This is a genomic window from Herbaspirillum sp. CAH-3, assembly GCF_009668275.1.
GTDB classification, from domain to species: domain Bacteria; phylum Pseudomonadota; class Gammaproteobacteria; order Burkholderiales; family Burkholderiaceae_D; genus Herbaspirillum; species Herbaspirillum aquaticum.
The window spans coordinates 200082-222331 of record NZ_VSWE01000007.1 but is presented as its reverse complement, the minus strand read 5'-3'; the positions used below and the strand labels follow the sequence as shown (position 1 = coordinate 222331).

At 62.9% G+C, this 22250-nt stretch carries 18 protein-coding genes, 2 tRNA genes and 1 pseudogene; 15 read left to right on the top strand and 6 right to left on the bottom strand.

What is annotated here, in order from left to right; all coding sequences use genetic code 11:
- The first annotated feature begins 78 nt into the window (after positions 1-78).
- Complete coding sequence (locus tag FYB76_RS11120) at positions 79-996, top strand: LysR family transcriptional regulator (protein ID WP_088753425.1); 918 nt, start codon at positions 79-81, stop codon at positions 994-996.
- A 16-nt stretch (positions 997-1012) separates the two neighbouring features.
- On the opposite strand, the gene FYB76_RS11115 is transcribed toward FYB76_RS11120, so the two are convergent.
- The gene (locus tag FYB76_RS11115) at positions 1013-1753 is read right to left on the bottom strand and encodes an LrgB family protein (protein WP_154133669.1); all 741 of its coding nucleotides are present in this window, start codon (positions 1751-1753) and stop codon (positions 1013-1015) included.
- Positions 1753-2133: a CidA/LrgA family protein gene (locus FYB76_RS11110; RefSeq protein ID WP_154133668.1), complete on the bottom strand. Its 381-nt coding sequence runs from the start codon at positions 2131-2133 to the stop codon at positions 1753-1755. The genes FYB76_RS11115 and FYB76_RS11110 overlap by 1 nt, the downstream gene beginning before the upstream one ends.
- A gap of 304 nt (positions 2134-2437) precedes the next feature.
- Between FYB76_RS11110 and FYB76_RS11105 the strand changes: the two genes are divergently transcribed.
- From FYB76_RS11105 to FYB76_RS11045, 13 genes and pseudogenes are all read left to right on the top strand, one after another.
- On the top strand, positions 2438-3406 hold the full coding sequence (locus tag FYB76_RS11105) for a hypothetical protein (RefSeq protein ID WP_154133667.1): 969 nt from the start codon (positions 2438-2440) through the stop codon (positions 3404-3406).
- Positions 3407-3531: 125 nt separating this feature from the next.
- Complete coding sequence (locus FYB76_RS11100) at positions 3532-4086, top strand: YbhB/YbcL family Raf kinase inhibitor-like protein (RefSeq protein ID WP_154133666.1); 555 nt, start codon at positions 3532-3534, stop codon at positions 4084-4086.
- A 7-nt stretch (positions 4087-4093) separates the two neighbouring features.
- The gene (locus FYB76_RS11095; RefSeq protein WP_088753420.1) at positions 4094-4915 is read left to right on the top strand and encodes a helix-turn-helix transcriptional regulator; all 822 of its coding nucleotides are present in this window, start codon (positions 4094-4096) and stop codon (positions 4913-4915) included.
- Between the two features lie 199 nt (positions 4916-5114).
- The gene (locus FYB76_RS11090) at positions 5115-5546 is read left to right on the top strand and encodes a hypothetical protein (RefSeq protein ID WP_088753419.1); all 432 of its coding nucleotides are present in this window, start codon (positions 5115-5117) and stop codon (positions 5544-5546) included.
- A gap of 274 nt (positions 5547-5820) precedes the next feature.
- Positions 5821-6312 carry an MgtC/SapB family protein gene (locus FYB76_RS11085; RefSeq protein ID WP_088753418.1) on the top strand — a complete coding sequence of 164 codons (492 nt, stop codon included), beginning with the start codon at positions 5821-5823 and terminating at the stop codon, positions 6310-6312.
- 11 nt (positions 6313-6323) lie between these two features.
- Positions 6324-6592: pseudogene (locus FYB76_RS11080) on the top strand (YnfA family protein).
- A 414-nt stretch (positions 6593-7006) separates the two neighbouring features.
- On the top strand, positions 7007-8314 hold the full coding sequence (locus FYB76_RS11075; protein WP_154133665.1) for an MFS transporter: 1308 nt from the start codon (positions 7007-7009) through the stop codon (positions 8312-8314).
- A gap of 11 nt (positions 8315-8325) precedes the next feature.
- Positions 8326-10899 (top strand): nitrite reductase large subunit NirB, encoded by a 2574-nt coding sequence (gene nirB, locus FYB76_RS11070; RefSeq protein ID WP_154133664.1) that lies wholly within the window; start codon positions 8326-8328, stop codon positions 10897-10899.
- A gap of 26 nt (positions 10900-10925) precedes the next feature.
- Entirely contained in the window at positions 10926-11288 is a 363-nt protein-coding gene (nirD, locus tag FYB76_RS11065; RefSeq protein ID WP_154133663.1) for a nitrite reductase small subunit NirD, read from the top strand.
- 1 nt (position 11289) lies between these two features.
- Positions 11290-12513: an NAD(P)/FAD-dependent oxidoreductase gene (locus FYB76_RS11060; protein WP_154133662.1), complete on the top strand. Its 1224-nt coding sequence runs from the start codon at positions 11290-11292 to the stop codon at positions 12511-12513.
- A 40-nt stretch (positions 12514-12553) separates the two neighbouring features.
- Positions 12554-15331 (top strand): nitrate reductase, encoded by a 2778-nt coding sequence (locus FYB76_RS11055; protein ID WP_154133661.1) that lies wholly within the window; start codon positions 12554-12556, stop codon positions 15329-15331.
- A 68-nt stretch (positions 15332-15399) separates the two neighbouring features.
- Positions 15400-15476, top strand: a tRNA-Pro gene (locus FYB76_RS11050).
- A 97-nt stretch (positions 15477-15573) separates the two neighbouring features.
- Positions 15574-15650, top strand: a tRNA-Arg gene (locus FYB76_RS11045).
- A 108-nt stretch (positions 15651-15758) separates the two neighbouring features.
- On the opposite strand, the gene FYB76_RS11040 is transcribed toward FYB76_RS11045, so the two are convergent.
- Together FYB76_RS11040 and FYB76_RS11035 are read right to left on the bottom strand one after the other, a co-directional pair.
- The gene (locus tag FYB76_RS11040) at positions 15759-16292 is read right to left on the bottom strand and encodes a DUF4411 family protein (protein ID WP_154133660.1); all 534 of its coding nucleotides are present in this window, start codon (positions 16290-16292) and stop codon (positions 15759-15761) included.
- Positions 16289-17497: an ImmA/IrrE family metallo-endopeptidase gene (locus FYB76_RS11035; RefSeq protein ID WP_229296946.1), complete on the bottom strand. Its 1209-nt coding sequence runs from the start codon at positions 17495-17497 to the stop codon at positions 16289-16291. The genes FYB76_RS11040 and FYB76_RS11035 overlap by 4 nt, the downstream gene beginning before the upstream one ends.
- Before the next feature lie 578 nt (positions 17498-18075).
- Here FYB76_RS11035 and FYB76_RS11030 point away from each other — a divergent pair.
- A complete protein-coding gene (locus FYB76_RS11030; protein WP_154133659.1) occupies positions 18076-18573 on the top strand; it encodes an SgcJ/EcaC family oxidoreductase in 498 nt (165 codons plus the stop codon).
- Between the two features lie 83 nt (positions 18574-18656).
- On the opposite strand, the gene FYB76_RS11025 is transcribed toward FYB76_RS11030, so the two are convergent.
- Both FYB76_RS11025 and FYB76_RS11020 read right to left on the bottom strand, forming a co-directional pair.
- Positions 18657-20276 carry a methyl-accepting chemotaxis protein gene (locus tag FYB76_RS11025; RefSeq protein WP_154133658.1) on the bottom strand — a complete coding sequence of 540 codons (1620 nt, stop codon included), beginning with the start codon at positions 20274-20276 and terminating at the stop codon, positions 18657-18659.
- Positions 20277-20477: 201 nt separating this feature from the next.
- Positions 20478-22097 carry a methyl-accepting chemotaxis protein gene (locus tag FYB76_RS11020; RefSeq protein WP_195724616.1) on the bottom strand — a complete coding sequence of 540 codons (1620 nt, stop codon included), beginning with the start codon at positions 22095-22097 and terminating at the stop codon, positions 20478-20480.
- Positions 22098-22250: the final 153 nt, after the last annotated feature.

Sequence of the window (22250 nt, the reverse complement as noted above, 5' to 3'; positions counted from 1 at the left end):
TATCCGAACGTAGCATGGGCAAGCGCGCGCACCTGTGGCAGTCTGCACGGTATTTTTCTTGCAAATCGGAAGGCAGCCATGGACAAGTTGCAAGCGATGGAAACCTTTGTCGCCGTCGTCGAAAGCGGCAGCTTCGTGGCCGCCGTGGATGTGACCGGCCAGTCCAAGCCGGCGGTCTCGCGGCAGGTATCTGAGCTGGAACAGTTTTTGGGCATCCGCCTGCTCCACCGCACCACGCGGCGGCTCTCGCTGACCGATGAAGGGCGCGTCTACTTCACGCGCTGCAAGGAATTGCTGGAATCGATCCAGGATGTGGAGAGCGAAGTCGGGCTCAATTCCGACCAGGCCTGCGGCCGCCTGCGCATCGGCGCGCCGCAGGATTTCGGCGTCGAGCAACTGGCCCCGCTGTGGGGCAAGTTCACCGAACAGAATCCGCTGATCACGCTCAACATCACCCTGTCGGATCGCACCATCGACCTGCTTGAAGAAGGATTCGACATGGCCATCCGCATCAGCACCCTGGGTGACAGCCGTATGGTGGCGCGTCCCCTGGCGCCGGTGCGCATGATCGCCTGCGCTTCGCCGGCCTTCCTGGAGCGGCACGGTACGCCGGTGAGTCCGGCGGAGCTGCGCGATTTTCCCTTCATTTCCTACAGCTACCGCAACGGCGGCGACGAGTGGCATTTCAAACACGTGCATGGCGACACCTGCCAGGTACGCGTGCGCTCCACCGTCTACGTCAACAACGGTGCGACCTGCCGCGCCATGGCCATTGCCGGCCAGGGTATCGCGATCCAGCCGGACTTCATCGTCAATGCCGCGATCCAGTCCGGTGAACTGGTGGAATTGTTCGAGGGCTGGAGCACCGGGGAACAACTGGTGGTGCACACCCTCTACCCGACCCGCACCCACCTGCCGCCCAAGGTGCAACGCATGCGTGATTTCCTGGTGGAGCAGTTCAAGGTACCGCCATGGTGCCCCAAGCCCGCCGTATAAATCATTTAGTCCTTTTTCAGTGCCCGGTCCAACGCAGCAACAGCGGCATCAGGACCGGCACCAGCACGGCCGTGAAGACGCCATTGAGGCCCATGCCCAGTCCGGCGAAAGCGCCCATCTCGGCGCTGACCTGCAGCGCCCGCGCCGTACCGATGCCATGCGAGGCCACGCCCAGCGCGAAGCCGCGCACGGGATGGCTGTCGATGCGCAGGAAGTTCAGGACGTAGCGCGCCAGCACCGCGCCCAGGATGCCGGTGCAGATCACCAGCACGGCGGTCAGCGAGGGCAGGCCGCCGAAGCGTTCCGCGATGGCCATCGCAATGGGAGTGGTGGCGGACTTGGGCGCCATGGAGATGAGGATGTCGCGCGAAGCCGCCATCGCATAGGCGATGCCGACGGCCGAGACCACCGCCGTCACCGACCCGGCGGCCAGCCCCAGCATCAGCGGCAGCACGGCGCGGCGGAAGTTGTGCCACTGCTTGTAGAGCGGCATGGCCAGGGCGACCGTGGCGGGGCCGAGCATGAAGTGGACGAATTGCGCGCCCTCGAAATAGGTCTTGTAGGGGGTATGCGTAATGGCGAGGATGCTGACCACGATGGCAATGGCGATCAGGACCGGGTTGGCCAAGGGGTTGTAACCCAGGCGGCGATACACCCACAACGCGAAAAGATAGGCCACCAGCGTGGTCGTCAACCCCAGCAGCGGCGAGGCGGCGAGGTAGACCCAGACATCGGAGAGGCGTGCCAGGCCGTGCATCAGCGCGACTCCTCATCGTCAGGCGCCTGCCGTGCGCCGGTAAAGCGCTTCATCGCCGCGTTGGTCACCAGCGCGCCGACGGCGATGGCCAGCACCGTGCTGACCACCAGCGCCACCACGATGGCAGGAAGATCGCCTTTGAGCTGACCGGCGGCGGCGATCACGCCCACGCCCGCGGGCACGAACAGCAGCGACAGGTGCTGCAGGATGCCCCAGGAGGTCGGCTCCATCATCTGCGCCAGACGGGGTGAAGAGAGAAAGGCGATCAGCAGCAGCAGCATGCCGATCACCGGACCGGGAATGGGCAGGCCCAGCAATTGCGCGGCGCCTTCGCCCAGGCATTGGAAGACCAGCAGGATGGCTAGGGGGGTGAGGTTCATGGGAACTCGCTCAGAATAGGGAAGCGCGATCATTATAAAAGCTTGACTGCCTCCGCCATCCCGGTCAGTAGGCGCCAACCAGAGAGGCGGCTGGCGAAAGCGCTGTGCAGCCTCGTGGCTGAGCCTGGTGCACCGGAACATATGGCGCTCGCTGAAGCTGACAGCGGCGCAACGGGACGCTGCGCCTCCGTTACATCCCGTTACGTTTGTGAATCATCTTCCCATGGTGCATGCAGGCCGGGGCGACCATCATCCTGCCTTTGCCGCACCAGGCGCGAGTTTGCGGCCACGCCCCTGCTCTTCCATGGACATCGTCTACCTGCACAGCCCCATCACCTATTCCATCGCCCGGCAACTTCAGCGCGAGGGAGAACTGCGCGCGCCGCGGGTGGTATGCGGACGCGGCATGCAATGGGAGGGAGCCTTTGCCAGCGTCATCAACGACGGCATCTGGGATCTGGCCCGCACGGTAGCGTTCCTGGATGCAATGGTGGCGGCCTTGCCTGCCACCTTCACGCCCTTGCGCCTGTTCGTGCCGCACACCGGCTACCTGCTGGGCAAGCTGCTCAAGCTGGCGGCGGCGGTGCAGAGCGTGTGCTACCTGGAAGAAGGCAACACCTCCTGCAATCCCCTGCTGGCCGGACCGGCACAGAATGCCGCCGTCGATGCCACCGCGCTGCTGCACATGCTGCAAGCCAGACCCGTGCTGATGCAGCGCCTGGGACTGACGCCGCAAGCCATCCTGCAAATCAATGCGGTGCCCGCCATCTGGTTCGACGCGCACCATCCGAAATATGGCGGCGCCTACCGCGTCTCACCGCAAGCCTTTCCGGGCCTCCCCAAGGTGCGCACGGTCAGCCTGGCACCGCAGGGGGCCCTGGGGCAAGAGCAGCGCCACTGGCTGTGCTTCCTGCCCAACATCATCAACATGGTGGCGCGCTGCGGCCAGCACAGCGAAGAGGCCCGGCGCAACCTCCATGGCCTGATGAGTTCGCTGCGCACCATGCAGGCGCTGGTGGCCAGCCAGCATGCACGGCTGGTGATGAAATTCCACCCGGTCGATGAGGCCAATCTCAATCCGCAGTTCAAGCAGCAGTTCTACGGTTTCGGCCTCAGCTACGCCAGCTTCGCCGCACATCAAGCCATTGATGCGCAGCTGGAACCGGCGCTGTTCGATTTCACCCGCTTCATCGTCATCAATGAATCGGCCGCCAGCCGTTATGTCGAACTGTTCCAGGGACTGGACTTGCTGATTTCGCTGAACCTGTTCTGACAGTGCCACCCGCAAGCCTGTTTGCGCCTTGACGCTTTCTGCACCGAGGCTGACGTTTTCTGCACCATGCGCCGGATATGCGTCTTCTACCATGGGCGCTCCTCAACCTTGACCGGAGCGCTTGCATGCCTTCTTCCCGCCTTTCCCTGGCCGCATTGGCCCTGACGTTTTTTGCACTGTCGGCACAGGCCGCCGACTTCACCATCAGCAGCCGCGACATCAAGGACGGCCAGGCCCTCTCCAACGCGGAAGTCTTCAATGGCTTCGGCTGCAGCGGCCTGAACCGCTCGCCGCAGCTGTCCTGGTCCAACGCGCCGGCTGGCACCAAGAGCTTCGCCGTGACCGTCTATGACCCCGATGCGCCCACCGGCAGCGGCTGGTGGCACTGGACCGTGTTCAACCTGCCGGCCTCCACCACCAGCCTGCCGGCCGGCATCAATGCGCAAGGCCATGGCCTGCCCGCAGGTGCGGTGCAAGGCCGGACCGATTTCGGCGGCAGCAGTTTCGGTGGCGCCTGTCCGCCAGCAGGGGACAAGCCGCACAGCTATCAATTCGTCATTTGGGCACTGAACACCGAAAAATTGCCACTGGATGCGCAAGCCAGCGGTGCTATGCTCGGCTTCTTCCTCAATGCCTCGGCCCTCGGCCAGGCCAGGCTGACCGCCACCTACGGACGTTGATTCCCGCATGCAAAGTGACATCGCCATCCTGCCCTTCGCCCATGGCACGGGCCCCACGCTGACCCGCATCCGCGCCCGCCACGAACAGCAGCTGCGCCAGGTCTTCATCGGCCTGGCCAGCATCTGCCACGTGCGCCAGGGCAAGAAGCGCCTGCAATGGGGCCATCGCCAGCTGCTGTGCGGACAGGATGTGCTGGTGCTCTTGGCCGCTGGCACCCAGGTCAATGTGGCCAACCTGCCCAAGGGAGGCGAGTACGCGGCCGACATGGTGTCGCTGCCGCCGGCGCTGGTGGAGCGTTTCCGCCTGCACTACCCCGGCCAGGGCGTGCAGGCGCGCGAGGCCAGTGCGGTCAGCAGCGTGAAGCAGGAGGCCGACACCCTGCGCGCCTGGCGCCACCTGCAGGACTGCATCCGCGAAGAAGCAGCGGTCGAACTGCAATGCCAGGCCGCAGAAGGCCTGTTGCTGGCGCTGAGCCTGCGCGGCGCCATCGGCGGCCTGCTGCGCGAACGCGGCGACGCCATCAGCCATCACATCGAACAGCACCTGCTGATGCTGGCGCCCGAAGAACGCAGCCTGGAGCGCGTGGCCGAAGCGTTTCATTGCAGCGTCTCGACCCTGCGCCGGCGCCTGGCGCGCGAGCAGACCGGCTTTCGGGAGCTGCTCGACAAGGTGCAGCTGGGACTGGCACTGGACCAGCTGCAGGCCTCCTCCTTGCCCATCGCCGACATCGCCTCGGCCTGCGGCTATGACTCGCCCTCGCGTTTTGCGATGCGCTTTCGCCAGCATTACGGGATCAGCCCCAGCGAACTGCGGCAGACCCTGGCTTGAGGGCATGCACGCCGGCCGCCGCGTGATCAAAACGGCGTGATGGACTGCGTGGCTCAACAACAAGCACCGTCATCCGGGTACGAAAGCACCGACACGCGATTGAAACTGCGTCCGACTGCCCGTCTTCGGTGCAGGACCTAGTATGTCTCCAACGGCTCGCGATGGCGGGACGCCCCCACAACAACCCAAGGAGATCTCCATGTCCAAACCGACTTTGAAATTGCTCGGCACCGCCCTCGTGGTCGCCGCTTTCAGCACCGGCGCCTTCGCGCAGAATTCGGGTGCCAGCGGTGGTGCAGCAGGTGCGGGTGCCGCCGGCTCGGGCGCAACAGGCGCTACCGGCGGGCAGATGGCCCCCAACAACAGCGCCACCGACACCGGCAGCTCTTCCTCCGGCAAGAGCATGCGCAACCACAACAAGTCGGACAAGAGCAGCAGCCAGAAGTCCCGCTCCGGCAACAACCCCAATTCCACTGACATGAAGGGCGGCCCGCTGGGCACCTCCCCGGGCGGCAATGGCGGCCCTGGCGGCGGCTCCGGTGGCACTGGTGGCACCGGTACGGGTGCGGGCGGTGCAGCCGGCGGCAGCGGCACCGGTGGTGCCGGAGGCGCTGGCGGCTCGGGTTCCTGATCCATTGCTGCAGACCGATGGGCGCATCGCTCTTTCCAGGTAGTCGATGTCTCCGCAGTACCTGTTTTTCCTGTTTTTCCTGTTGTCTCCGTTGTTTCCTGTTGTTTGATGCTTGAGCGCAGCATGGCGCAGCGCAAGCCTCCCGCCATGCCTGATTTGCCCCGTCGAAGTTGACGGGGCTTTTTTATGCGTGTGACCCAGGACCGGACGGAGGATGAAAAAGCGGTGGACCGCAAGGTTACAATGTCGCCCTCGATCACTGCATCCGCCTCCCATGACCGACCATCTGGAAATCTTTTACCGCCTGCTCTTCGCCATGCTCATCGGCTGCGTCATCGGCATCGACCGCAACCTGCGCGGTAAACCGACCGGCATGAAGACCCTGGGCCTGGTCGCGCTGGGGGCGGCGCTCGTCACCATGGCCGCCATGGATTTCTCGATGGAGTCCGACGTGCATAGCCGCGATGCGGTCAGCCGCGCCATCCAGGGCGTGATCACCGGCATCGGCTTCCTCGGTGCCGGGGTGATCATCCATGAACAGCGCAGCGAAAAAGTACGCGGCCTGACCACGGCGGCTTCGATCTGGGTCACCGCTGCGGTGGGCATCGTCTGCGGAGCTGGCTGGTGGCGCGTGGCGCTCATTGCGACGGGATTGATCCTGCTGCTGTTCGTGGTGGGCCGGCCGCTGGAGCACTTCCTGCATCGCCAGTGGCTGCGCAAGACCGACGACGAGCGAGCCGACATCAGCGCTCGCGAAGAAGACTGACGAACGCGCCGATGAAAACGGTTTTCCTCTATCTCTGCACGGCCTTGGCCGAAATCGTCGGCTGCTACCGGCCGCCGCCAGCCTGGCCCTGTTCGCCTGGCTGCTGACGCTGCATGAGGCCGCTTCCGGGCGCGTCTATGCAGCCTATGGCGGGGTCTACATCGCCGTGGCCATGCTGTGGCTGTGGGCCGTGGACGGCGTGCGGCCCTCGGGTTGGGATTGCGCCGGGGTGGCCGTGGCGCTGGCGGGCATGGCGCTCATTGCCTTCCAGCCGCGATAAGCGTTGCTCGTCCCTGCCCTGTGCACACGGGATATCCCTGCGGCAACAGATACCTCAGCGTCTTCACTTGCCCCGGCCTGCACACCCACGCACTGTTACGATGCACTGCACCACGAACGCGCAGCACGCACCCGGATACATCATGCAATGATATATATCGGTGATCCGGCACGGCACCGAGGTTGCGCCTGATGTCCGCTCACTCCCTGCAAAGCCGCTCCCCGCCTGCCACCGCACCAAAACCCTCCGCCTGGCACGGCCTTTGCTCAATGTCCATCAGGATCAAGGACGATCCACCACTTTGATGCCGATCTAACGATGGATCTGCAATGCATACGGACAATGGCGTCCGCTTGAAACGAGGCAAGGCCTCGGATTCGAGCGGGCGCCTTTTTGTTTTTACGGGACCCCGACATGAGCAAATCCAATCGTATCGCGCTGTTCTCCCTGGGCACGCCCCAGATGCGCGCCTTCCACCTGACCTGGATGGCCTTCTTCGTCTGCTTCTTCGCCTGGTTCGCCTGCGCGCCGCTGATGCCGGTCATCAAGGGTGAATTCCACCTTACCCCCGGCCAGATCGCCAACATCAACATCGCCGCCGTGGCCGTGACCATTCTGGTGCGCCTCATCATCGGCCCCATGTGTGACCGCTTCGGCCCGCGCAAGGCCTATACCGGGCTGCTGCTGGCCGGTGCCGTACCGGTGATCGGCGTGGCCTTCGCGCAGACCTACGAGAGCTTCCTGTTCTTCCGCCTGCTCATCGGTGCCGTCGGTGCCAGCTTCGTCATCACCCAGTACCACACCTCGGTCATGTTCGCCCCCAACGTGGTCGGCACGGCCAATGCGGCCACGGCTGGCTGGGGCAATGCGGGCGGCGGCGTGGCACAGGGCGTGATGCCCTTGCTGATGGCCGCCATGCTGATGCTGGGCGTCTCGCAAGGCTGGGGCTGGCGCGCCGCGCTGCTGGTGCCGGGCGTACTGATGCTGGTGATGGCCGCGCTCTACTGGCGCTTTACCCAGGACTGCCCGGAAGGCAACTATGACGAACTGCGCGCCGCCGGCGTGACCATCGAAAGCGGCAAGCGCGGCGGCTGGGCCAGCTTCCGTGCAGCGGCCGCCAACTATCGCGTGTGGATGCTCTTCATTACCTACGGTGCCTGCTTCGGCGTGGAGATCTTCATCCACAACATCGCCGCCATCTACTACGTGGATCACTTCCAGCTCTCGCTGGAATCGGCCGGCATCGCCGCCGCCAGCTTCGGCCTGCTGGCGCTGTTTGCGCGCGCCCTGGGCGGCTACATCTCGGACAAGGTGGCCCTGCGTGGCGGCCTGAACCGCCGCGCCACCCTGCTCTTCGTGATGATGCTGGGTGAAGGCCTGGGCCTGCTGTGGTTCGCCCATGCCGGCAGCGTGCTGGCTGCCGTCGTCGCCATGCTGTGCTTCGGCCTCTTCACCCACATGGCCTGTGGCGCGACCTATGCGCTGGTGCCCTTCATCGACCGCAAGGCGCTCGGCGGCGTGGCCGGCATCATCGGTGCCGGTGGCAACGTCGGCGCGGTGGCAGCGGGCTTCCTGATGAAGGGCCTGGGCAATACCCAGCAGACCCTGTCCATGCTGGGCGTGCTGGTGACCATTTCGGCACTGTGCGCAGTGGCCATCCGTTTCACCGCGTCGGACAAGAGCGGCGACGCCGCCCTGGCCGACAGCAAAGTTGCAGCCTGAGGAGAGCACCCATGAACATCATCGTCATCGGCCACGGCATGGTCGGCCACAAATTCCTGGAATGCCTGGCGGAAAGCGGCGCAGGCGACCTCAAGGTCACCATCCTGTGCGAAGAACCGCGCCCGGCCTACGACCGCGTGCACCTCTCCGAATTCTTTGCCGGCAAGAGCGCGCAAGACCTGTCGCTGGTGGCGCCCGGTTTCTTCGACGCCGGCCGCAGCCCGGTGCAGTTCGATCTCAAGCTCAACGCCAAGGCCCGGCACATCGACCTGGAACGCAAGCAGGTGGTGGTCAATGTGGCCGGTGCGGAAGAGACCCTGTCCTATGACAAACTGGTACTGGCCACCGGCTCCTATCCCTTCGTGCCGACGGTGGCGGGCAACCAGCGCAAGGATTGCTTCGTCTATCGCACCATCGAAGACCTGGAAGCGATGCTGGAATGCGGCAGCCGCTCCAGGAGCGGCGTGGTCATCGGCGGCGGCCTGCTGGGGCTGGAATGCGCCAAGGCCCTGCGTGACCTGAAGCTGGAAACCCACGTGGTCGAATTCGCGCCGCGCCTCATGGCGGTGCAGGTCGATGAAAGCGGTGGCCGCATCCTGCGCCAGAAGATCGAGGAACTGGGCGTGACCGCCCATACGCAAAAGAACACGGTCGAGATCGTCGATGGCAAGCAGCACACCCATCGCATGAATTTCGAAGATGGCTCGCACCTGGAAACCGACATGATCGTCTTCTCCGCCGGCATCCGCCCGCGTGACGAACTGGCGCGCCAGGCGGGCCTGAAGGTGGGCGACCGGGGCGGCATCGTCATCGACAACAGCTGCCTCACGTCCGACGCGGCCGTGTATGCCATCGGCGAATGCGCGCTGTGGAACGGCAAGATCTTCGGCCTGGTCGCCCCCGGCTACGACATGGCCCGCACTGCCGCCAAGCACCTGCTCTCGCACCGCGATGAAGCCATCGAAGTACCGGCCTTCAACGGTGCCGACATGAGCACCAAGTTGAAGCTCATGGGCGTGGACGTGGCCAGCATCGGCGATGCGCACGGCAAGGAAGCCGGCAGCCGCTCCTACCAGTTCACCGACGAGCGCAAGCAGATCTACAAGAAGATCGTGGTCTCCGAATCGGGCAAGCACCTGCTGGGCGCGGTCATGGTGGGCGATGCCGCCGAATACGGCACGCTGCTGCAGATGATGCTCAACAAGATCGAGCTGCCGGAGTCGCCGGAATTCCTGATCTTGCCGCAATCCGACGGCAAGGCAAAACCGGGCCTGGGCGTGGACGCCCTGCCGGAATCGGCGCAGATCTGCTCCTGCAACAACGTCTCCAAGGGCCAGCTGTGTGCGGCGGTGGCCTCGGGCGTCACCAATATCGGCGACCTGAAGGCTTGCACCAAGGCCGGCACCGCCTGCGGCGGCTGCGTGCCGCTGGTCACCCAGGTGATGAAGGCCGAGATGAAGAAGCAGGGCCTGGCCGTCAACAACCATGTCTGCGAACACTTCCCCTACTCGCGCCAGGAAATCCACCACCTGGTGCGCGTGGGCCAGATCAAGAGCTTCGATGAACTGCTGGCCAAGCACGGCAAGGGCCTGGGCTGCGATGTCTGCAAGCCGATGGTGGCCAATGTGCTGGCATCGCTGTGGAACGACTTCGTGCTCAAGAAGGAACACGCCGGCCTGCAGGATTCCAACGACTACTTCCTCGGCAATATCCAGAAGGATGGCACCTATTCGGTGGTGCCACGCATGGCCGGTGGCGAAGTCACGCCCGATGGCCTGATCGCGGTCGGCCAGATCGCCAAGAAATACGGCCTCTACACCAAGATCACCGGCGGCCAGCGCGTGGACCTCTTCGGTGCCCGCGTGGACCAGCTGCCTGACATCTGGGAAGAACTGATCGCCGCCGGTTTCGAGACCGGCCACGCCTACGGCAAGTCGCTGCGCACCGTCAAATCCTGCGTCGGCTCGACCTGGTGCCGTTACGGCGTGGGCGACAGCGTGGGCTTCGCCGTGCGCCTGGAAAACCGCTACAAGGGCCTGCGCTCGCCGCACAAGATCAAGTTCGGCGTCTCAGGCTGCACCCGCGAATGCGCCGAAGCGCAGGGCAAGGACGTGGGCATCATCGCCACCGACAAGGGCTGGAACCTGTACGTCTGCGGCAATGGCGGCATGAAGCCGCGCCATGCGGAACTGATCGCTTCCGACCTGGATGAAGAAACCTTGACCCGTTACGTGGACCGCTTCCTGATGTTCTACGTGCGCACGGCAGACCGCCTGCAACGTACCAGCACCTGGCGCGAAAACCTCGAAGGCGGGCTGGACTACCTCAAGAGCGTGGTCATCGACGACAAGCTGGGCATAGCCGCCGAGCTGGAGAGCGAGATGCAGCGCGTGGTCGACACCTACCAGTGCGAATGGAAGAAGGCCGTCACCGATCCCGAAACGCGCAAGCGCTTCCGCCACTTCGTCAACAGCAAGGCGGCCGACGGCAACATCAAGTTCGTCGAGGAACGCGGGCAGATCCGACCGGCCACGGTGGCCGAGAAGAAGCTGCTCGATATTCCCGTCGTCGTCGAGACCGTCTGAACATCAGGAACCATCAGGAGCCCGGCATGCACAGCGACCAACAAATCAAGCACTGGACCCCCGTCTGCGAACTGGCCGAGATCGTCCCCAACACGGGCGTGGCCGCGCTGATCGGCGACCAGCAGGTAGCCATCTTCCACGTCATCGACCGCAGCCAGGGCGCGCCGCAGCCGCGCGTCTTCGCCATCGGCAACTATGATCCCAATGCCCAGGCCGCCGTGCTCTCGCGCGGGCTGGTGGGCAACCTGGGCGAACGCATCGTAGTGGCCTCGCCGATCTACAAGCATCACTTCGATCTCACCACCGGGCAGTGCCTGGAGGAACCCGCCAACTCGGTACCCGCCTGGCCGGCGCGCATCGACGAAGGCAAAGTCTGGATCGGTGGCTGAGATGACGACCGCCAAGCCCTCGCTGGTCGTGGTCGGCAATGGCATGGCCGGCATGCGCACGGTGGAGGAGCTGCTCAAGCTCGCACCGGATCTCTACGACATCACCGTTTTCGGTGCCGAGCCGCATGGCAACTACAACCGCATCATGCTCTCGCCGGTACTGGCCGGCGACAAGAGCATCGATGACATCATGCTCAACCCGCGCGCCTGGTATGACGAACACGGCATCACCCTGCATGCGGGCGACCCGGTGGTGCAGATCGACCGCCGCCAGCGCACCGTCCACGCACAATCCGGCCTGGCCGTGAAATACGACCGCCTGCTGCTGGCCACCGGCTCCACGCCTTTCATCATCCCGGTGCCGGGCCATCAACTGCCGGGCGTGATCGCCTTCCGCGACATCCAGGACGTGGACACCATGCTGCAAGCCGCGCGCACCCATCGCCATGCGGTGGTGATCGGCGGCGGCCTGCTCGGGCTGGAAGCGGCCAATGGCCTGATGCGCCAGGGCATGGAGGTGACCGTGGTGCACGTCACGGATGCGCTGATGAACCAGCAACTGGACAAGCCCGCTGCCGCCCTGCTGAAAAAGGCGCTGGAAGACAAGGGCCTGCGCTTCCTGCTCAATGCCCATACGGAAGAAATCATCGGCCCGGATCGCGTCACCGCCGTGCGCTTCAAGGATGGCAGCAGTGTTCCGGCCGACCTGGTGGTGATGACGGCGGGCGTGCGCCCCAACATTGCGCTGGCCAAGTCGGCAGGCTTGCACTGTGAACGCGCCATCATCGTCGACGACACCTTGCAGACCTACGACCCGCGCATCTATGCCGTGGGCGAATGCGTACAGCACCGCAAGGCCACCTTCGGACTGGTGGCCCCGATCTGGGACCAGGCACGCGTCTGCGGTGCGCACCTGGCCGGTGCCGGTCATCGCCGTTACGTGCAGCAGGCCACGGCGACCAAACTCAAGGTGACCGGCGTGGACCTGTATTCGGCAGGCGATTTCATCGGCGGTGAAGATACCGAAGACCTGGTGGTACGCGACCCGCGCCGCGGCATCTACAAGCGCCTGGTATTGCGTGGCTCGCGCCTGGTCGGCGCAGTGCTGTATGGTGATGTCAAAGATGGACCGTGGTACTTCGACCTGATTCAGAGCGGCCACGACATCAGCGCGTTCAGGCGCGAACTGCCGTTCGGACAGGCGATGTGCCAGCATGCTGCCTAGCCGTCGCATCGACTACGGCAATTAGTAACAGAGGATACCAATGAACCTTGCACAGACCCCGCTGGCCCTGGCCGTGGCCACCACCTCGACCACCTGCCCCTACTGCGGCGTGGGCTGCGGCGTGACGGCTTCGCTGAAGAACGATGGCCGCATCAGCGTGCAGGGCGACGCGCAGCATCCGGCCAACTTCGGCCGCCTGTGCGTGAAAGGATCGGCCCTCGCGGAGACGGTGGATCTGGATGGCCGCCTGCTGCATCCGCAAGTGCGCGATGCGCAAGGCGCATTGCAGCAGGTCTCCTGGGACCAGGCGCTGGAGCAGGTGGCGAGCAAGTTCTCGGCCGTCATTGCCGAACATGGTCCGGATGCGGTCGCACTCTATGTCTCGGGACAATTGCTGACCGAGGACTACTACATCGCCAACAAGCTCATGAAGGGCTACATCGGCAGCGCCAACATCGATACCAATTCACGGCTGTGCATGTCCTCGGCCGTAGCCGGCCACAAGCGCGCCTTCGGTGAAGACCTGGTGCCGGTCTGCTACGAAGACTTGGAACTGGCCGACCTGATCGTGCTGGTCGGCTCCAATGCCGCGTGGTGCCATCCCATCCTCTTCCAGCGCATCGCCAAGCTCAAAGAAACCCGCCCTGCCCTGCGCCTGGTCGTGATCGACCCGCGCCGCACCGCGACCTGCGAACTGGCGGACCTGCACCTGCCCGTCAAGGCGGGCACGGATGTGTGGCTCTTCAATGGCTTGATGAGCTACCTCGCCCATCGCGGCCTGCGCGACAACGCCTTCATCGCCGCGCACACCAAGGGCTTCGATGAAGCGCTGGCGGTGGCCGATGCCGAGTGCGCCGATCCGGCCACGGTAGCGCGCATCTGCAAGGTGGATCTGCAAGACCTGCTGGCCTTTTACGAAGCCTTTGCCGAGACGGAGAAGGTCGTCACTGGCTTCTCCATGGGCGTCAATCAATCCTCGGTCGGCACTGACAAGGTCAACAGCATCATCAACTGCCACCTGGCCACGGGCCGCATCGGCAGGCCCGGCATGGGCCCCTTCTCCATCACCGGCCAGCCCAATGCCATGGGCGGGCGCGAGGTCGGCGGCCTGGCCAACATGCTGGCCGCACACATGGACCTGGACCAGCCCTTGCATCGCGAGATCGTGCAAGGCTTCTGGCAATCCCCGCGCATCGCCGACAAGCCGGGCTTGAAAGCCGTGGACATGTTCCGCGCCATCGAGGAAGGCCGCATCAAGGCGGTGTGGATCATGGCCACCAATCCGCTGGTGAGCCTGCCCGATGCCGACCTGGTGCAGCGGGCGCTGCTGAAGTGCGAGCTGGTGGTGTCTTCCGACGTCATCACGCAGACCGATACCAATGCGCTGGCCCACGTGCTGCTACCGGCGCTGGCCTGGGGCGAGAAGGACGGGACGGTGACCAATTCCGAGCGCCGCATTTCGCGGCAGCGGGCTTTCCTCACGGCACCGGGCGAGGCGCGCGGTGACTGGCAGATCATCTGCGAGGTCGCGCGGCGCATGGGCTTTGCAGGATTTGATTTCGATGGCCCGCAGGCGATCTTTGATGAACATGCACGGCTCTCCGCGTATCGCAATGGCGAAGCCGATGCCGGGGGTGCTCACCGCGCACGCCGCGTCTTCAATCTCTCCGGCCTGACGGGCATGGACAAGGCTTCCTATGACGCGATGGCGCCGATCCAGTGGCCCGTGCAGCGCTTGTCCGATGGCAGCATCAGCGGCACGGCAAGGGTACTGGAAGATCATCGTTTCACCCACGCTGATGGCTGCGCGCGTTTTGTGCCGACCGCACCGCGCACGCCGGGCCACGCCGTTTGCGAGGATTACCCGCTGATCCTCAACACCGGCCGCGTGCGCGACCACTGGCACACCATGACGCGCACCGGCAAGTCGGCCACGCTGGCCAGCCATATACCTGAATCCTTCATCGACCTGCACCCGCAGGATGCGCTGCTGTATGGCGTGCGCGAGGGCGGCCTGGCCCGCATCAGCAGCCGCTGGGGTGCGATGGTGGCGCGCGTGCAGCATGGTGGCGGCATCCCGCGCGGCAATGTATTCGTGCCGATCCACTGGAACGGTCAGTCCGCCTCTGATGCGCGCGTGGGGGCGGTGGTCAATCCGGTGGTCGATCCGGTCTCGGGCGAACCGGAGTTCAAGCACACGCCGGTGGCCATCGAAGAATTCCGCGTGGGCTGGCATGGTTTCATCCTCACACGCCATGCGCTGGACCTGGATGACATCACCCACTGGACCCGCGTGCAAGGCCGCGACTTCGTGCGTTATGAACTGGCCGGCCGCAATCACATCAGCGACCACACCGCTTGGGCAAGGGCGCTCCTGGGCGTGCAGGCCGACGATGCGGACTGGCTGGAGTATGAAGACCTGAGCGACGGCAGTTATCGTGCGGTGCACGTGGTCGATGATCGCATCGACATGTGCCTGTTCATGTCGGCGCGCCCTGACCTGCCCTCGCGCTCGTGGCTGGCGGGACTGTTTGCCAAGGACAAGCTGGAAGAAGCCGACCGCGTGGGACTGCTCGTGGGTCAGCCGATCGAGAAAGGTGCTGACGCCGGGCCGACGGTGTGTTCGTGTTTTGGTGTGGGGCGCAACACCATCTGCAACGCGATCCGTGCGCAGGGATTGACGGAGGTCAGCCAGGTGACGGCGTGTGTGAAAGCGGGCGGCAATTGCGGCTCGTGCGTGCCGGAGATCAAGAAGCTGATGGTGGAGATCAGGGTGCAGGGCGAGGCTGAAGCACGGGAGCGGGAGACGGCGGCTTAGGGTCTTGTTTGAAGAATTTGCATTCTTTGTTGACCATTTGAAAGGGATGCTGCTATTATCTCGCTTCTCGGAGTGTAGCGCAGCCCGGTAGCGCACCTGGTTTGGGACCAGGGGGTCCAAGGTTCGAATCCTTGTACTCCGACCACTCATCAAAAACGGGCTGTCTGTGACAGCCCGTTTTCTTTTTCTGGATCGTTGGCGGTAGCGCATCGGCGCAGCATCACACCGCCAGCCACGCCGAACTGCCCTTAGCTCAACTGGATAGAGCAATGGCCTTCTAAGCCATAGGTCGGGGGTTCGAGTCCCTCAGGGCAGGCCAAACTTCCTCGCGTTTTTCCTTGCAGATCAGGCACTTACGAGCCAACGGTGGACGGCGTTCACCGGGCCAGGTCATTTATTTTATCTCGGCACTGTGCTCAAAGTGTGCTCAGGTTCCCGCCTTCCAACCCGTTTTGAAGCCCAGACGGCGCAACATCGCAAAAGTGTCACAGCACTCCACACCAACCTTTCGACTAACATCCGGCACTTTTTGATTGGCGCGTTGCTTTGCCGGCTTAGAAACCTCATTAGACACAACACACCTAGAAGCGGGATCGGCTAGGCAATATGCAATCAAGAACGGATCTCGTCCAACCTGCTCTACTTCCACATCAGTGAGGTCTGGGGCATATGTATCCATCACCCTTTGCAACAGCCCGCCATCAAACTCCTCCGGCAAGACCAAGTTCTTCTCCACATCAGCAGAGTGCAACCACTCATTCAGCCCGTCCTTTTTGGCGTTTGGCCCACCCTTAACTTCCTCGAAAGTCTCTAGCGGCATGGCAACTCGACCGGATAAGGCACTATGCAGCAGCCACTCCCAAAACTCTGGAACCATGTCCACTGCGTAGTATTTGTTGTGAGCATCAATAAGGACGTTCGCGTCGAGCAAATACAACTGAACAGACGAAGATGCACTCATGCGCTCTCCACCAAGGTCGCAACGTTACTGGCCTTGACTCCAAGAACCTTCCCCGCCTTAGTGGGAGTAAGAATTCCCTCATCCAAAGTGCGTCTTACTACGTCCAGTAACGCGTTACCTAGACGATGGCGACGAACGACGAAATAGGAAGGCCCGCCCTCAGAGGTATCCGCCTTTTTCGCGCCCCGGTCCTGAAGCCACACTTGTCTGAAATGCTCAGTCACATCCTGCCAAATTGCTTCGTTCAACCGATCCGCCTTGAACAAGCGGTAGGCAACCATGCTACGACTCACGTTGCATCTGTCTGCATACGCACTGATTGAGTTAATCAAGGCATCACGGCTGCTGGTGTCGAATCTTTGTGCACGCAAGTCATCTGCGGGCAACAATATCTCACTCGCCACCTCATTACAGAAACGCTCTAGGCGTTGATCAAACGCCCCGCCGCTAAGGCCAGTAGCACCGAGCCAAATGTGGGCGAGTTCATGGAGAAGCGTGAACGACCATGCCGCCTTTGCATCTTGGTCATTTATGATGATGAAGGGAGATATTTCGTCAGCGAGCGCAAAACCTCTAAATACCTCCGCGCTTATGTTCGAGTGATGACTGCCCAAATTGCCAATCAAGAGTACAAAGACCCCGGTATGCTCTACCAAGCCACGAAGATACTTAAATGCATCCTCTGCTGCTCGCTTACGACGGAACTCAGTTAAGTCGAACTGCAACCGCTTAACAAGCTTCGCGCTAACATCGGCCACAGGCTGATCCAGGCTGACGCTCCCCACGAAAGTAAGCGATACAGCCTCTTCCGCCTCCACCACCGCTTCACGGACTAGGCGCTGACGAACAAACACGTCTCGCACCAACGCATCCAATGGCCCTGCACTCTCTTGGCGGCGCGCCTCTGGAATTGTCCGAAAGTCCTCGCCGCGCTCACCCTGCAATGGAGGCTGAGCGAGATAGAAAGTTAGCAGCGGCCTCCTGTACACCTTGGTCATGCGCAGCACCACACTCCGACTCGGAAAACTGACACCTGATTCATACTGACTCAGTACTTCCTCGCCACGGAGCTTTGCGTTACCTAGCTGAAGGCGCGCAGCAGCATCCACCAGAGAAAGACCCGCAGTCTCTCTGGCCCACTGCAACACTTGAGGATTTACATTGGACATTGCTAAATAAAGCTGTTGTGACACATGGATTTGCAACAGACTACCATATCCCCAGCGTGACCCATGAATATGAGCTACGGGCCAAAATTTGATCCAGATTTTCGTGGGGACTACTGCGCCCCGCCCGCGCCCGCACTCCCCGTGCACCCGCGCCGATATGACGTACACGACAAGATACACGCGGGGGAAGAGAACGCACGCGCACGCTCCCGCCCAACACCTCGTTAGCTATCGATGCCTCCGGGGCTTGCGAGGAGGGCCAAGGGGCTGCGCCACGGTACCGGGACAGGGAAACAACCGGCTTCTACACTTCAAGCCTCAAAGGGCTACCCACTTGCTTACCGCGCCGGTAATCAATCGACCGTTTCAGTAGCAGCTTGCTTTATGCCAATACCGAAAATCGACGGAATGACAGCATCGACTTATGCTAGATCACAGGTACTATCACCCGGCCCCTCATCGGCGAATTATCGCAGGTAAGCAATGCATTAACGCACTAACGATTTCTCGGAAAAAAACAATCCCGCCGCTTAAAATAGCCAGCGCTGAAGACCCCAACTCCGGTCAGCGATCTTCAGCAGAACACCTGACCATAAAAATTAACAGGGGGAAAAATGAAAACAGTCCTTTCCGCATCAGCCTTTGCACTCATCCTCACCGGCTGCGCCTCGACCCCGTCGAGCAAACCCGCTCCCGACCTGCCCTTTGAGGGTCCCGGCAACGGCATGGTGTGCAAATCAACCACAGGCAAAGAAATCGCCGCCCTCTTCGACCGCTGGAATGCCTCACTGCAAACGCTCGATCCCGAAGCCGTCGCCGAAAACTACGCACCGCGCTCGCTGCTCTTGCCCACCGTTTCCAACAAGCCACGGTTCACCAACGAAGAGCGCATCGATTATTTCGAACACTTCCTCCACAACAAGCCCGTCGGCAAGATCGACCAGCGCTGGCTCTGGATAGGCTGCAACACGGCCATCGACGCCGGCCTCTACAGCTTCACCTTCGGCACCACCGGCCAGGTCGTGCATGCGCGCTACAGCTTTACCTATGAATGGAACGGCAAGGAGTGGCTGATCACCAGCCATCATTCTTCAGGCATGCCGGAAAAGTAAGAACGCTGCGATTCAGGACGGTATTACCGTCGCATTGAAGAAAAATGAAAAAAGAGGGACGCCACCAAGCGCCCCTCTTGCCCTCAAGCCTGCGCGCGTGCGCCCACCAGCAGCAAGTCGGCAGCCCGCTCCGGGATGGCCTCCCCGGACACCAGGTCAATGGCCAGCTCCCGTTCACGATCCAGCTTGAACACCTGCACCGCACCTGCCAGCTGCACCGCCTGCTCCTGCAGCGATTGCGAGGCCGCAGCCGCCTGCTCCACCAGCGCCGCATTCTGTTGCGTGACTTCATCCATGGCACCGATGGCCTGGTTGATCTGCTCCAGGCCCTGGCTCTGTTCACTGCTGGCCTCACTGATTTCGCTCACGATGTCGGTGACCCGCCCCACACTCTGCACCACTTGCGCCATCGTACTGCCCGCCTCGGTCACCAGGCGGCCACCGGCACCGATCTTGTCGACCGAATCCTGGATCAATTCCTTGATCTCCTTGGCGGCCGTGGCCGAACGCTGGGCCAGCGAACGGACCTCCGAAGCCACCACCGCAAAGCCGCGTCCCTGCTCACCTGCACGTGCCGCTTCAACCGCTGCATTCAAGGCGAGGATATTGGTCTGGAAAGCGATGCCGTCGATCACGCTGATGATATCCACGATCTTCAGCGACGAGGCATTGATGGCCTCCATGGTCAGCACCACTTCATCGACCACCTTGCCACCCTGGGCCGCCACGGCCGAGGCCGAGCGCGCCAGTTCGCTGGCCTGGCGCGCGTTCTCCGCGTTCTGGCGAACGGTGGCGGTCAGTTGCTCCATGGCGGTGGCCGTTTCTTCGAGGGAGCCCGCCTGCGATTCGGTGCGGGAAGACAGGTCCAGATTGCCGGTGGCGATTTCACGCGCGGCCACCTGGATCGTGCCAGTGCTGTCGCCCACACCGCCCATGATCTTGCGCAGGCTGTCGTTCATGCGACCCAGCGCCTGCATCAGATGGCCGATCTCATCACGCGCGGCGTGATCGATCTTGCTGGTGAGGTCGTAGCGGGAGATGGCCTCAGCCACATGCGTGGCGTGTCGCAGGGACGTGACGATCAGGCGCACCAGCAGCAGGCTCAAACCCACCACCACCGCACCGATCAGCAGGCTCACGCCGACGATGATGACGGTGGACGACTCCAGGATGGAAGCGGCGTTCTCCATCCCCTGGCGGCCCAGCTGTTCGTTGTACTGCTTGTGCTCGATGAGGGCTTTCATCAATCGGTTGCCTGCCGGCACCAGCAGCTCTTCCCTCGCGCGCGACAGTTCGGACGGCTGCCCGGTCTCGACCAGGGCCAAGGTCTGGTGCCGTGCTTTCTCGTAATCGGCAAAGGCAGCACGGTCCTGCTCCAGCATCTTTGCGTCTTTCGGGTCGGAGATGCAATCCTTCTCGTATTTGAGGAAGGCGGCCTGTACCTTTTCATGCAGCGAATCAAGGACAGGGAAAATCTTGTTGCGGGTCGCGGGCTCGATGAAGTAGCGCGCCACGTTCAGCCGTATCGCGTAAACCGATTCGATCGCCTGATCCAGTGCGAGGATGCTGGGGACGGTATTGTGCGTCGAATATCCGGCTGCCGCCGACACCCGGTGGCTCTGGTTGATGCTCAGCGCTGCCAGGGCGCACAGGCCCAGGATGACGGCGATGATGAGAAGGTACAACTTCTTGGCAATGGTCATGTTCGGCTCTCCTTGGCGCATGAGTAGGTCACTGCAGAATGCTTGCCCACATCGGGCTGCAGGAACCTTAGCCGAACTGAGGATCACCAACGCTCACATCTCATGACTACTGCTGACCATCCGCAAGCTGACGCGGCCTCCAAAAAAACCGGCGTCAAAAACAGACGCTTGCGCCGACCACCACGGGCGCAAGCACCTGCATCAGGCAGGCAAGGCCAGCACGTCGCGTCCTGCCAAGGTGCCTGCAGCCGTCGCGTGTGGAGCTGCTTCACCCTGCATCTGCAGCTCATGCGCCAGCTTGAACACCGCCACGGCCTCGGACAATCCCGCTGCCTGCTCCCGCATCGACTGCGATGCCGCAGCTGCCTGCTCCACCAGCGCCGCATTCTGCTGCGTGGCCTGATCCATCAAACCGATGGCCTGGTTGACCTGGACGATGCCATCACTCTGCTCGGCGCTGGCAGCCGTGATGTCGGCGACGATGTCGGTCACGCGGCGCACGCTGTCGACCACCTGCTGGATCGTATCGCCCGCTTGCGCCACCAGGCGGCTGCCGCTCTCCACCTTGCCGACCGAGTCATCGATCAGTTGCTTGATCTCACGCGCCGCCGCAGCCGAGCGCTGGGCCAGTGAACGCACTTCAGAGGCCACCACCGCAAAGCCGCGCCCCTGCTCGCCGGCACGCGCGGCTTCAACGGCCGCATTCAAGGCCAGGATGTTGGTCTGGAACGCGATACCGTCGATCACGCTGATGATGTCGACGATTTTCAGCGAGGACGCATTGATCTCTTCCATCGTTCGCACCACCTGCTGCACCGCCTGCCCACCCTCGGTAGCGATGCTGGAGGCGGAGCTGGCCAGCACATTGGCCTGCTGGGCGTTGTCCGCATTCTGGCGCACGGTGGCCGTCAGTTGCTCCATGGCGGAGGCGGTCTCTTCGATGGAGCCAGCCTGGGATTCGGTACGGGCCGACAGGTCAAGGTTGCCGGCGGCGATTTCTCCCGTGGCCGTGGCGATGGCGCTGGCACTGCTGCGCACATTGCTCACGATGCGGACCAGGCTGTCGGTCATCTGCTGGATGGCAATCATCAGCTGGCCCACTTCATCATCGGCGCGGCGACGGATACGGGTGCTGAGGTCGCCCGTGGCAATGGCGCGCGCCGTCATGATGGCCTCGCCCAGCGAAGTGGAAATGGTGCGCGAAATCAGCAGGCTGACCACCGCCACCACCGCACACACGGCCAGGCTCATCAACACCGCCTGGTAGACGGCCGAGCGCAGGCTGCCCTGGGCCGCCTGCACACCTTGCTGGCCCAGCTGGGCGTTGTACTGCCGATGCGCAGCCAGGGCGCCGATGAGCTTGTCCCCGGGCGGCACGACCTGGTGCTCGACGGCGTGCAGGGCTTCCTCGATCTTGCCTGCGGCTCCCAGGGCGATGACCACCTGGCGGCTTTTTTCATAGTCGGCGAAGGCGTCGCGATCGGCTTGCAGCAACTGGCGATCGGTCGCGTCGGAAAGGGCTTCCTTCTCGTAACGGTCGAAGGCGGCGATGACCTTGTCGCGGTTCGTGCCCATGGATTTCTCCAGCTTGGCACGCACGGCAGGATCGGTCGCAGCCGCATAGCGCCAGATGCCCACGCGGATGCGGAAGATGGCTTCCCCCGCCTCGCCCAGCAGCAGCAGGCTGGGCACGGTGTTGACCGCAGAATAGCTGGCAGCATCGGCAATTCGATTGCTGTGATGGATGCTCAGGCCGGTGAGGCTGGCCAGGCCGAGGACGACGGCAAGCAGAAGCAGACGGAGTTTGTTGGCAATGGTCATGGTCAGGAGTCGTGCGCTCGCGAGGTGATGTGACGCGGCGAGGCGGCGGACTGAAATGAAGAGGTGCCAAAATTATAAGTCTGCGAAAAATGATGCAAATTCACATCTGGCCGCTTCTTGATGCGGATCATCTTTGCGTCACTGCGACAGGAA

What these genes read in the sequence shown, in the direction of transcription:
- FYB76_RS11120 (WP_088753425.1), top strand. Translation starts at nt 79, where the DNA reads ATGGACAAGTTGCAAGCGATGGAAACCTTTGTCGCCGTCGTCGAAAGC.
- FYB76_RS11115 (WP_154133669.1), bottom strand. Translation starts at nt 1,753, where the DNA reads ATGCACGGCCTGGCACGCCTCTCCGATGTCTGGGTCTACCTCGCCGCC.
- FYB76_RS11110 (WP_154133668.1), bottom strand. Translation starts at nt 2,133, where the DNA reads ATGAACCTCACCCCCCTAGCCATCCTGCTGGTCTTCCAATGCCTGGGC.
- FYB76_RS11105 (WP_154133667.1), top strand. Translation starts at nt 2,438, where the DNA reads ATGGACATCGTCTACCTGCACAGCCCCATCACCTATTCCATCGCCCGG.
- FYB76_RS11100 (WP_154133666.1), top strand. Translation starts at nt 3,532, where the DNA reads ATGCCTTCTTCCCGCCTTTCCCTGGCCGCATTGGCCCTGACGTTTTTT.
- FYB76_RS11095 (WP_088753420.1), top strand. Translation starts at nt 4,094, where the DNA reads ATGCAAAGTGACATCGCCATCCTGCCCTTCGCCCATGGCACGGGCCCC.
- FYB76_RS11090 (WP_088753419.1), top strand. Translation starts at nt 5,115, where the DNA reads ATGTCCAAACCGACTTTGAAATTGCTCGGCACCGCCCTCGTGGTCGCC.
- FYB76_RS11085 (WP_088753418.1), top strand. Translation starts at nt 5,821, where the DNA reads ATGACCGACCATCTGGAAATCTTTTACCGCCTGCTCTTCGCCATGCTC.
- FYB76_RS11075 (WP_154133665.1), top strand. Translation starts at nt 7,007, where the DNA reads ATGAGCAAATCCAATCGTATCGCGCTGTTCTCCCTGGGCACGCCCCAG.
- nirB (WP_154133664.1), top strand. Translation starts at nt 8,326, where the DNA reads ATGAACATCATCGTCATCGGCCACGGCATGGTCGGCCACAAATTCCTG.
- nirD (WP_154133663.1), top strand. Translation starts at nt 10,926, where the DNA reads ATGCACAGCGACCAACAAATCAAGCACTGGACCCCCGTCTGCGAACTG.
- FYB76_RS11060 (WP_154133662.1), top strand. Translation starts at nt 11,290, where the DNA reads ATGACGACCGCCAAGCCCTCGCTGGTCGTGGTCGGCAATGGCATGGCC.
- FYB76_RS11055 (WP_154133661.1), top strand. Translation starts at nt 12,554, where the DNA reads ATGAACCTTGCACAGACCCCGCTGGCCCTGGCCGTGGCCACCACCTCG.
- FYB76_RS11040 (WP_154133660.1), bottom strand. Translation starts at nt 16,292, where the DNA reads ATGAGTGCATCTTCGTCTGTTCAGTTGTATTTGCTCGACGCGAACGTC.
- FYB76_RS11030 (WP_154133659.1), top strand. Translation starts at nt 18,076, where the DNA reads ATGAAAACAGTCCTTTCCGCATCAGCCTTTGCACTCATCCTCACCGGC.
- FYB76_RS11025 (WP_154133658.1), bottom strand. Translation starts at nt 20,276, where the DNA reads ATGACCATTGCCAAGAAGTTGTACCTTCTCATCATCGCCGTCATCCTG.
- FYB76_RS11020 (WP_195724616.1), bottom strand. Translation starts at nt 22,097, where the DNA reads ATGACCATTGCCAACAAACTCCGTCTGCTTCTGCTTGCCGTCGTCCTC.